The sequence below is a fragment of the Arhodomonas sp. KWT genome, assembly GCF_010993615.1.
This window is the reverse complement of the sequence record NZ_WNXE01000005.1, coordinates 61,335-71,793: the sequence shown is the minus strand read 5'-3', so window position 1 is coordinate 71,793 and position 10,459 is coordinate 61,335. Positions and strand designations below refer to the sequence as shown.

Sequence of the window (10,459 nt, the reverse complement as noted above, 5' to 3'; positions counted from 1 at the left end):
GTTTTCCAGCTGCGACTCAGCCCGTGAGGGATAGCCCCCTCGGGGTCGACCTCGGTTTCGTCCGGGTTCAGGATCTCCTTGCGTGCTTCGGGGCTTTTCCAAAGCCACCCCAACAGGCTCCAAACACTATCTACGCGCCACTTTTCCTTATTCGACGTATTCTTCAGATTGCTCCCCATCACCCCCGGCACGAAGACGACGGGGAGCACCCAGTCGCGGCAGCGCACGCGCGTGACGTGCTTTTCTTCGCTGGGGTGGTGGCAGCTGTGTGCCGTGTCGAAGATGTCGTAGATGTCGTACTCGTCGCTCATCCCTGTCCCCGTCGGAGCCGTATGCTCATGCCGTCGATGAATTCGCTTTTCCGGATGCCGGTGTACCCCTCGGCGTCGGTAATGCCCGTGGTGATGATTTCCTTCCCCTGGCGCAGTTCGAAGTACCGATGGGCGATCGGTGTGCCATCCGTGTCGACGGCCTGATACGTCTCGCTGAAGCTCGATTCGGGGAACTGGTTGAAGCGGTGGGTCATGCTCACGGGGCCGCCGAACTGCTTCTTCGCGCCCTTGACGTTGACGGCCTTGGGGGCGTGGATCTCGATGTTGCCGTCGGCGAGGCGGATGTAGGCGTCACCGCTGGTGAGCAGGATCTCCTTCTTGCCGGCGAGGATGACCGCATCGTCCGTGGACGACAGCCGCATCGCCCGGCGTGACTGCAGCTCCATCTCGTCGTCCTGGGCCTGGATGTCGACACGCCCGCCGGCGGCGATGAGCTTCATGCCGGCGCGATGCACGAACAGCGAGAGCCTGTCGGCGATGCTGGCGAGAAGGCTGCGGCCGGCGGCAATGTTGACGTCCTCGCCGGTGGAGACGGTGAGGTGTTCGCCGCTGTGCAGGTGGGTGCTCTCGGGCGTGGCCGTGGCGATGCCGTCGGGGGCCGCCATGAGGATGAGCGCGTCCTCGAGGCCGGGGACCTCGCCCTGTCCGCCGTTGCGGATCGCGTGGTCGGTGTCGCCGCCGCCGTCCGCGAACCGGCGTGCGCCGGTGCCGTCGATGGTGGTGGCGTTGCCGTAGGTGTGCTCGCTGTTGCGGTTGAAGCGCTCGAGCGGCTCGACCCCGCCCAAGGCCTCGGCGCGGTGGCGCTTGGCGGTCTGTGAGAGCGTGCGGCTGAGCTCGTGGCCCTCACGGAGCTGGCGCCACGCCTCGCCGGCGTCGAGCTGGCTGCCGGTGCCGCCGGGGCGGCCCCAGCTGGAGAGGTAGAGCCCATTGCGGGCGCGGATCGCGCCGTAGGCGTCGGTGCGCAGCTCGAAGCCGGTTCCCCGCCGGGCGCCGCGGGTGTTGCCCTGCTGGTCGATGAGATAGCCGAGGTTGAGTTCGGTGGTGGACTCGCTGCTGGCGAGCTGGGTGCGGAGCTGGCCAGTGGCGTCGTCCATCACCAGCTGGTTATGGCCGCGCCCGCCGATCTCCTTGCTCCTGAGCCCGCTCATCAGTCCGGTGGAGTGCCACTGGGGGTAGTGGCCGCCGTAGAGCTGGCCGAGAACGACGGGGCGGTCCACGTGGTTGTCCATGAAGCCCACCAGCACCTCTTCGCCCGCCCGCGGGACGTTGACCGTGCCCCAGTCCGGGCCGCTGCTGTTGTGCATGACGCGCAGCCAGCACGAGCTCAGCCGCTCGTCGCTGGCGAGGCGGTCCCAGTTGAAGCGGACGTGGATGCGGTTGAGGCGGTCGGTGTAGACCTCGTGTCCGGGCGGGGTGACGACCACCGCGGTCTGTATGCCGACCTCCGGGCGGCGGTGCTGCTCGGGGCTGCGATAGGGCAGGTCGCGGCGCTGGCATTCAAGGCGGTTGAGGAAGAAGCCGTAGGTGCGCGAGCGCTCGCGCTCATCGGCGGCCTCCGCCGGGGCATCCATGACACGGTCGCGGAAGGCGCGGATCAGCGGGCCGAGGCTGCCGGGGCGGTCGCGGCGCTCGAAGGCGATCGGCAGGTTGCTCTCGGCGAATAGCTCGACATCGATGACGATGAACTGCCGTGCGTTCTCGCCCCGGCGCTCGACGAGGGGATGGTCGCGGAGCTCGAACCACTCGCCGGCCTTGAGGCGGCGTACGCCGCTGACGGCGTGGATGCGCCGGGCTGCGGACTCCTGCGCCTCCATGCGCCCGCGCAGCAGCCGTGCGCCGTCGCCTGTCGTGTTCCAGGCGTACTGGCCGCGCCAGGCGTAGCGTTCGAGTCCGTCCAGGGTGGTGGCGTCCGGCGTCGTGGGTACGCCGGCCTCGAGCGGGCGGGTATGCGCGCGGTAATCGCGGCTGACGTAGTGCGTGCGCTGGCTGTGCAGTGTGTGATTCGGGCGCCATTGCAGGACGCTGTCTTCGTGCTGGGTGGCCGCCTGGGTGTGGAAACGGATGGCCGTCGGTTCGCTCGCCGGCAGGGTGTCGACGTCATCGGTGAACACGATCGTGTGCCGGTCGGGCTCGTGCAGCGTGTACCAGTACAGCCCTTCCTGTTCGAGCCAGCGCTGAACGAAGTTGCTGTCCGGCTCGTTGATCTGGACGACGTAGCTCAGCGCCGGGTAGTCGCGGCGCAGATCGAATCGGTAGCGCCCGGCGGCCTCGGGATAGTGGCTGAACACGTCGGTAAGGACGTCGATGATGCTGCGATCCATCCAGATGCGGCAGTCCTCGCGATAGGCCAGCAGCGCGAACCAGGGGACGAAGACCAGCTGCCAGTCGTGCAGACCGCCGTCGGCGCCGAGGTAGGTCAGTGATTCCACCAGGCCGTGGCGACAGGTTTCGCTGCCGTCCTCCAGGCGGATGGCGAGCGTGACGGGCTTGCCGATCAGCGCCTGGGGGTCGATGTCGGCATCGAGGCTGATCGTGTCGACGCGCCAGGCGGGGATGCGGCCGAGTCGCTCGTGGCCATGAAAGCGGTGGGCGAGCAGGCGGTCCTTGCCCAGGGGGGTGGTCAGGCGCAGCAGACGCTCCCGCTGGGTCATCTCGGCCCAGTCGCGGAGCGGGTCGAGCAGGCGCTTGCCGGTGTCGTCGCTCATGAGGGGGCTCCCGTCGTCCGTGTGCTGGGAGGTAAAGACCTGCCGCCGCGCTCCGGCGGCGGGTTGGTGGCGGTTTCCGCACAGGCCAGGGGCATGGCCACAGTGGTGTCGTCGCCGCGGCAGTCCAGGACCAGAGTGTTCCCCGCCCGCTGCTCCGCCAGCCTCAGGGCGACGGCGAGCTGATAGGGGGTGGTATCGGTGTCCATCGATCCGCACAGGCCCTGTAGGGACCACACGTCGGTATCCCAGTGCAGATGGGGGAAATCGCGCTGCAGCAGTGCCGTGAGCTGATCGAGCCGGTTGCCGCCGGTGACGCCGGCCCAGACCAGTGCGCCGATGGCCTGTCGGGCGTCGTCCTGCGGGATGGCCGTGGCGACGGCGCGTTCAAGCAGGGCGGGGTCGTCCCGCCGTGTCAGGTGTCTTGGGGGGTGTTCGTGGCGCCCGGGCAGGGAGAGCCGGCAGTGCGCGGTATGCGGTGTGTTCGCGCCGGGAGCGTGCTCCTTCGTCGGCCGCCTCAGCCACAGTGACGCGAGGGCCTCGCCGTTCGGGTGGCCCGTCCGGATGGGGCGGAGTCCGAGCGGTGTGACGGCGATGAACTGATAGCACTCGATCGTTCCCTCGGAGGCGGCGAGGGTCTCACGCAACCACTGATCGAAGGTCAGGGCGGTGACGTGCATCCCGTGCCTGGGCTGCAGTCGGGCCGGCCAGAGCGCGAGCACGGTATCCAGCCATGCCTGCGGATCGGTGCCGGCGGGGTGCTGCAGCACGATCTGGCCTTCCCCCCATGCCTGACGGTCCCCCCGCGCGAGGAGTCCGGGCAGGGCGTATTCGAGGAGCTGCCGGGCCCTTGCGCCGGGGGCGAGCTCGGCCGGACGGCCGGTCCCGATTCGGTACACGCCCATGAACTCGTCGGCGGCGTTGCGCACGCGCTCGTCGAACGTGTAGTCACAGCCGGCCGGGGCCGGCATCCCGGGCACCAGTTCATCGGTATCGCCAAAACCGCCCAGCAGCCAGGCGTGTGCCACGGCCATGGACTGGGTGTCGAAGTGCCGCGGTGCCGGCGGCGCCTTGTCCTGCCGGGCCGCCGTTCTCTTCTGCAGGCGGTCGTAGATGGAGGGGCGCCGGTACCCGGACATCAGAGCGTCCCCGTGTCTGCGACGGAGGCGATGAGCGTCGCGCCGCAGGCGCACTTGTCGCCCTCTCTGGCGAGGGGGCGGCCGTCGACGAGGGCCGTGGGGTCGCCGGTCACGATCACCGACGGGGTGTGGCCGTCCCTGGGGCAGCTCACGCGGTCGCCGACCCGCGCGACCCGACGTTCCCGAACGAAAGTGCTGTCCGCGCCCTCCAGCACGATGCCGCCGTGGGAGGTGCGGTCTCCCATCAGGATGACCGGCCTCATCGGTGCCGTTCCCCGCGACGTGCGCGTGCTGTCGGCGTGTCCGCGGCCGGGGGCGATGACGGCCGGCCGGAGGGAGCGGTCGCACGACCGGCGATGGCGGAGGCAGTGGACGGGGAGGTCCCCGGTGAGGACGTGCCGGCCTGTACGCGTAGGGGGGACGCGCGGTACGGCGATGCAAAGGCGATGCCTGTCATGAGCACCTTCCGTGGTCTCCAGGTCAATGACAGAGGGTTTTTGCCCGCCTCCCTGGCGGGCATGCGGCCGGTGGGTATCTCCGACCGGCGTTCGCCGCTATCTAGGCCTAAAAGAGAAGGGATGTCAACGGCGGGCGGCGGTCACTGAGACGTCGGTCGCGGTCGAGCGTGGGAAGCGTGGTGGCTGACTTCAGCGGGTGGTGACACGGCGGAATCGGGGCCTTGCGGCGGTGCGTGATATCCCCCGGGTACGCCGTTCGTGCAGCGCTCCCATCGTGGTCTCGGGGGCCGTGTCGTGCGGCGTGCTGTGAGGGCCGGATGACGGCAGGCTCAGTCCGTGCGGTCGCCGAGCCCGGCGAGGGCCTCCAGCTCGCGCTCCAGCAGCTCGGGGTCGCCGAGGTTGAGCTCCACCAGGCGGCGGAGGTGGCCGGCGCTCTCTACCGGCAGGTCGTCGCAGCGCAGGCCGACGAAGCCCGCCTCACGGTGCATGGGCGTGACGTGCATGCGGATGACCACCTCGTCGCCGAGGGGGATCGTGAGGGTGGCGGGGGTATCCGCGATGGCCGCCTCGGCCTCGGGTCGGACCAGGGCGCCGTGCAGGCTGATGTCGATCACCCGCACGGGGATGCCGGCGCCGTCCGCCTCGAGCCGGGCCGGCTGATCCATGTCGATGCGGCTGAAGCGCCGGCGCTCGTCGCTGTCGCTCATGCTCCCCTCTCCGTGTTCCGGCTGCCTGCCGCCAGCGTAGTCCTTCCCGGACGTCGCGCACAGTCCCGGCGGCGGTTCACGGGCCGTCCGGGGCATGGCCGCCCAGGCGGGCGGTGATCTCACGGGCGGTGCGCGAGACCGCCGCGCCGAGCTCGTGCATGAGGCTGTCGGTGATCCGCGCCCTCGGGCCGGAGACCGAGATTGCCGCGAGTGCCGCGCCGGTCTCGTCGTGCAGGGTCGCGGCGACGCAGCGCAGGCCGATGGCGTGTTCCTCGTAGTCGCAGGCGTAGCCGCGCTCGCGGATCTCGGCGAGGTTGGCGTGCAGCCGCGCCGGGGTGTCCAGGGTGTTCTCGGTGACCCGCGAGAGCCCCCGGCGCTGGAGGATACGCTCCACCTCCGCCTCGGTCATGCCGGCGAGCAGCGCCTTGCCCACGCCGGAGGCATGCAGCGGTGCGCGGCTGCCGAGCCTGACGATCATGCGCATCATCTCCTGGGACTCGACCTGGGCGAGGAACACGGCGTAGCCCTCGTCCTGCACGGCGAGGTTGGCGGTCTCGCCGGTCTCCTCCATGAGCCGGTGGAGGTACGGGCGGGCGACGGCGACGTAGTCGCGGGCGCTGATGAAGCCGTTGCCGACGATGAAGGCGCGCACGCCCACGTGCCACAGCCCGAGCTCCTCGTCCTGCTGGACGAACTGCATCTGCTCCAGGGTGTGGAGCAGGCGGTGGGTGGTGGAGGGCGCCAGCCCGGCCATCTGCGAGACCTCGGAGAGCGTCAGCCCGTGGCCGGCGCCGGAGAGGGCTTCGAGGATGCTCAGGCCGCGGGTCAGGGACTGGCTCTGTGCGGCGCTTCGCCCGCTGGTGCGTGGCCGGCCGGTGGATCGTGTTTGTCGTTCCGCCAACGTCGTTCCCCGTGGAAGGATTTTCCACAATTGTATGCCATCGGGATGGCGGTGTGGGAGGCGGCGGCCGCCCCGGCGGGGGCGGCCGCACAGCGGTCAGCGGCGATGGTAGATCGCGCCGCCCTGTTCGCGGAAGGTCTGCGCCTTCTCGGCGAGCCCCGTCTCCAGGGCGCTGTCGGCGTCCAGGCCGCGCTCGCGGGCGAACGCCTGGACCTCCTGGGAGATGGCCATGGAGCAGAACTTCGGCCCGCACATGGAGCAGAAGTGGGCGACCTTGTGCGCCTGCTTGGGCAGGGTGGCGTCATGGAACTCCCGGGCGCGCTCCGGATCCAGCCCGAGGTTGAACTGGTCGTCCCAGCGGAACTCGAACCGTGCCTTGGACAGGGCGTTGTCGCGGATCTGTGCCGCCGGATGGCCCTTGGCGAGGTCCGCGGCATGGGCGGCGATGCGGTAGGTGACGATGCCCTCGCGGACGTCGTGCTTGTCCGGCAGCCCCAGGTGCTCCTTGGGGGTGACGTAGCAGAGCATCGCGGTGCCTTCCCAGGCGATGTTGGCCGCCCCGAGCGCGGAGGTGATGTGGTCGTAGCCGGGGGCAATGTCCGTGGCCAGCGGCCCCAGGGTGTAGAACGGCGCCTCGTGGCAGTGGCGCAGCTGCTCGCCCATGTTCTCGCGGATGCGGTGCAGCGGCACGTGACCCGGACCCTCGATCATCACCTGGGCATCGTGGCGCCAGGCGACGTCGGTGAGCTCGCCCAGGGTGCGCAGCTCCGCCATCTGGGCGTCGTCGTTGGCGTCGGCGATGGAGCCGGGGCGCAGGCCGTCGCCCAGTGAGAAGGCCACGTCGTAGGCCTTCATGATCTCGCAGATCTCCTCGAAGCGTTCGTAGAGGAAGGACTCCCGGTGGTGGGCCAGGCACCACTTGGCCATGATCGAGCCGCCGCGGGAGACGATGCCCGTGAGCCGGTCCACGGTCAGGGGGACGAAGGGCAGGCGCACGCCGGCGTGGATGGTGAAGTAGTCCACGCCCTGCTCGGCCTGCTCGATGAGGGTGTCCCGGAAGATCTCCCAGGTCAGGGCCTCGGCCTCGCCGTCGACCTTCTCCAGGGCCTGGTAGATGGGTACCGTGCCGACAGGCACCGGCGAGTTGCGGATCACCCACTCCCGCGTCTCGTGGATGTCCCGGCCGGTGGACAGGTCCATGATCGTGTCCGCCCCCCAGCGGGTGGCCCAGACCATCTTCTCCACCTCCTCGCCGATGGAGGAGGTCACCGCCGAGTTGCCCATGTTGGCGTTGACCTTCACCCTGAAGTTGCGGCCGATGATCATGGGCTCGCTCTCCGGGTGGTTGATGTTCGCCGGGATGATGGCCCGGCCCCGGGCCACCTCGTCGCGCACGAACTCCGGCGTGATGGTCTCCGGCAGGCTCGCGCCCCGGGGCTCGCCCGGGTGGCGGCGGCCCAGGGCGGGATCGTCGCGACTGGCCTCCAGGCGCTGGTTCTCGCGCACGGCGACGAATTCCATCTCCGGGGTGACGATGCCCCGCCGTGCGTAGTGCATCTGGGTGACGTTGGCGCCGCTGCGCGCCCGCCGCGGGGTACGTTCCGCGGGGAAGCGCCAGGTCGTCGTGCCGGCGTCGGCACGCCGCTCGCGGCCGTAGCGCGAGCTCAGATCGTCGAGGCGCTCGCTGTCGCCGCGCTCGGCGATCCAGTCCGCGCGTAGCGGTGCCAGACCCGCGCACAGGTCGATGGCGGCGGCCGGGTCGGTGTACGGGCCGGAGGTGTCGTAGACCGCCAGCGGCGGGTTGGGTTCGGGCCCGTTGCGGGTGGGCGTGTCCGCCTGCACGATCTCGCGCATGGGCACGCGCACGTCCGCACGGCGACCGCTGACGTGGATGCGCCGGGACCCCGGGAACGGCCGGGTCACGGCCTCGCCGAGGGCGGCCGCGGTGCCGCGGATATCGGTATCGGTGTCGTTCATGATGTGTCGCCTCTGCTCGCAGATAGTGAAAAGGCGACGAAAAGGGGGGAGGGAAGGTTGCACGTCCGCGATGACGGCGGACGCCGGCCGGTGGCCGGTGATGTGCAAAGCTCCCTGCGCCGGTACGAACCGGATCAGGTTCCAAGGGACTCTCTCAGCCCGGCATGCGTCGTCGCACCCGGGCACCCCCGCTTCTTCGTCCAGTAACGTCCCCGGCGCGGCCGGGGACTGTCACCGAGACTAGAACCGGCGTGTCTGCCGGTCAAATGCGGGTTTGATCTGGATCAATGCCCCTGTCGCCCCGTTGCGATGTGATCGTCCGGTCATGTTTTGAACGAGCGGAGGCAGTCATGGCCGTAGTCACGAACCAGTCCTGGGATCACCTCGAGTGCCCGGCATGTGCGGCGTGGCAGGTGGTGCCCCGTGGCGCGGCGGTGTCGCTGGAATGCCGCTGCGGCCGGCCGGATCCGGCGGCGCATCTGCGCCGGCCCGCGACCGGCTACGAGGTAATGCTTGCGAGTCAGCGCCGGTCGCTGTTGACCGTCCACGAGCCCGTGCCCGCGGGCGAGGGCCTGCGCGAGGCGGCCTGACCCGTTACCCGGTCCGGCGGGACCCTGCGCTACACTGGCGGTCCATTGCGGACCGCCGGTGAGTTCCCATGCCCCGTTTCGCCGCCAATCTGTCGATGCTGTTCACGGAGCGCCCATTCCCGGCGCGTTTCGAGGCTGCCGCCGCCGCGGGGTTCCGTGGTGTCGAGTGCCATTTCCCCTACGACTATCCGGCGCCGGTGCTCGCCGGCGCCCTGGCGGACAGCGGTCTGAGCCAGGTGCTGTTCAATCTGCCCGCCGGGGACTGGGCCGCCGGCGAGCGCGGGATCGCCTGCCATCCGGACCGCCGGGATGAGTTCCGGGCCGGCGTGGATACCGCGATCCACTACGCTCGCGCGCTGGCGTGCCCGCGGGTGAACTGCCTCGCCGGGCGGCTCCCCGGGGACGTCTCTGCGGAGTGCGCGCGGGAGTGCCTGGTCGACAACCTGCGCTATGCCGCGCCGAGGCTTGCCGACGCCGGCGTGCAGCTGCTCGTCGAGCCGATCAACACCCGCGACGTGCCGGGCTTCTTCCTCTGCCGCTCCGACCAGGCCCTCGGAGTGATGGACGATGCCGGCGTCGCCAATCTCGCGTTGCAGTACGACGTCTACCACATGCAGGTGATGGAGGGGGACCTGGTGCGGCATATCGAGTCCGCGTTCTCCCGCATCGGCCACGTCCAGGTCGCGGACAACCCGGGCCGCCACGAGCCGGGCACCGGGGAGATACATTACCCCTTCGTGTTCGAGCGACTGGACGCGCTCGGCTACGACGGCTGGGTCAGCGCCGAGTACGTGCCCCGCAGCGGTACCGCGGCCGGACTCGGCTGGCTGATGCCCTACCTCCGGGGGTAGGGCGGCGGGTCAGCGCCGGAGGATCTCGGCGAGGTCCACCGGGCGCTCCTCGTCGCTGAGCGCGAGCCGGGATTCCAGGGTGGAGAGGTGCTGGCGCACCAGCGTGGCCGCCTCGTCGCCGCGGCCCTCGGCCAGGCAGCGCACCAGCTCCTGGTGGTCGTCACCGAGGTAGCAGGCGCTCATCCCGGGGGCCTTGTACAGCGCGATCACGATCGAGGTGCGGATCACCAGCTCCCGGAGCATGCGGCCGAGCACCTCGTTAGGCGCGTTGTCCGCCAGGCACAGGTGGAAGGCCATGGAGTGGTGGACCCGGTCCTCCTGGCGGTCGCCGGTGTGGGCGGCGTGCTCGTCGCGGATGATCCGCTCGAGCCGCTCACGGGCATTGCCGCTGAGGCGGCCGGCGAGCTGGCGGGCCACCTCGCCCTCGACCAGCCGCCGGGCGTCGAAGATCTGCCGGGTCTCCTCGACGCTCGGGTGGGCGACCAGCGCCATCTGGTTGGGGCGGCGTACGATGATCTGGTCGGCCGTCAGGCGCGAGAGGGCCTTGCGGACCACCGAGCGGCTGACGCCGAAGAGCTCGCCGAGGGTGATCTCGGGCAGTCGTGTACCCGGTGGCAGCCGCTGGGTCAGCACCGCCTCGTAGATGGCGTCGTAGATGGCGTCGTCGGATGCGCGACGCCCGCGTCCGGGCGTTTCGAGGCCCGCCTGCTCCAGCGGTCGTGGCTCGCGTTGCTGCGCCATGGTCTCCTGCCGCGTCGGGATGTTTAGGGGTTACGGATACCGCTCGAATGTATCGGTTACC

Annotated in this window: 10 protein-coding genes and 1 riboswitch; of the genes, 2 read left to right on the top strand and 8 right to left on the bottom strand. The window is 70.1% G+C overall.

The features are described 5' to 3' along the window. The 7 genes from G7A99_RS02535 to thiC form a co-directional block, all read right to left on the bottom strand. Positions 1 to 311, bottom strand: a 311-nt coding sequence (locus tag G7A99_RS02535; RefSeq protein WP_205599698.1) for a hypothetical protein, incomplete at its 3' end; no start/stop codon positions are given. After that, entirely contained in the window at positions 308 to 3,037 is a 2,730-nt protein-coding gene (locus tag G7A99_RS02530; protein ID WP_163138781.1) for a type VI secretion system Vgr family protein, read from the bottom strand. The genes G7A99_RS02535 and G7A99_RS02530, both read right to left, overlap by 4 nt. Then, on the bottom strand, positions 3,034 to 4,173 hold the full coding sequence (locus tag G7A99_RS02525; RefSeq protein WP_163138780.1) for a hypothetical protein: 1,140 nt from the start codon (positions 4,171 to 4,173) through the stop codon (positions 3,034 to 3,036). Before G7A99_RS02525 ends, G7A99_RS02530 begins: the two co-directional genes overlap by 4 nt. Continuing rightward, complete coding sequence (locus G7A99_RS02520) at positions 4,173 to 4,436, bottom strand: PAAR domain-containing protein (RefSeq protein ID WP_018717236.1); 264 nt, start codon at positions 4,434 to 4,436, stop codon at positions 4,173 to 4,175. The genes G7A99_RS02525 and G7A99_RS02520 overlap by 1 nt, the downstream gene beginning before the upstream one ends. Before the next feature lie 524 nt (positions 4,437 to 4,960). After that, entirely contained in the window at positions 4,961 to 5,338 is a 378-nt protein-coding gene (locus G7A99_RS02515; RefSeq protein WP_163138779.1) for a PilZ domain-containing protein, read from the bottom strand. A 76-nt stretch (positions 5,339 to 5,414) separates the two neighbouring features. Next, positions 5,415 to 6,239 (bottom strand): IclR family transcriptional regulator, encoded by an 825-nt coding sequence (locus G7A99_RS02510; RefSeq protein WP_018717238.1) that lies wholly within the window; start codon positions 6,237 to 6,239, stop codon positions 5,415 to 5,417. A gap of 96 nt (positions 6,240 to 6,335) precedes the next feature. Then, positions 6,336 to 8,216, bottom strand: coding sequence for a phosphomethylpyrimidine synthase ThiC (thiC, locus tag G7A99_RS02505; RefSeq protein WP_163138778.1), 1,881 nt, complete (start codon positions 8,214 to 8,216; stop codon positions 6,336 to 6,338). 94 nt (positions 8,217 to 8,310) lie between these two features. Further along, a riboswitch (TPP riboswitch) is annotated at positions 8,311 to 8,416 on the bottom strand. A 150-nt stretch (positions 8,417 to 8,566) separates the two neighbouring features. On the opposite strand from thiC, the gene G7A99_RS02500 reads away from it, so the two are divergent. Continuing rightward, the gene (locus tag G7A99_RS02500; RefSeq protein WP_018717240.1) at positions 8,567 to 8,806 is read left to right on the top strand and encodes a hypothetical protein; all 240 of its coding nucleotides are present in this window, start codon (positions 8,567 to 8,569) and stop codon (positions 8,804 to 8,806) included. 68 nt (positions 8,807 to 8,874) lie between these two features. After that, entirely contained in the window at positions 8,875 to 9,657 is a 783-nt protein-coding gene (hyi, locus tag G7A99_RS02495; protein WP_018717241.1) for a hydroxypyruvate isomerase, read from the top strand. 9 nt (positions 9,658 to 9,666) lie between these two features. Here the strand turns inward: hyi and G7A99_RS02490 are convergent, their stop codons facing one another. Further along, a complete protein-coding gene (locus G7A99_RS02490; protein WP_163138777.1) occupies positions 9,667 to 10,398 on the bottom strand; it encodes a GntR family transcriptional regulator in 732 nt (243 codons plus the stop codon). Positions 10,399 to 10,459 lie beyond the last annotated feature (61 nt).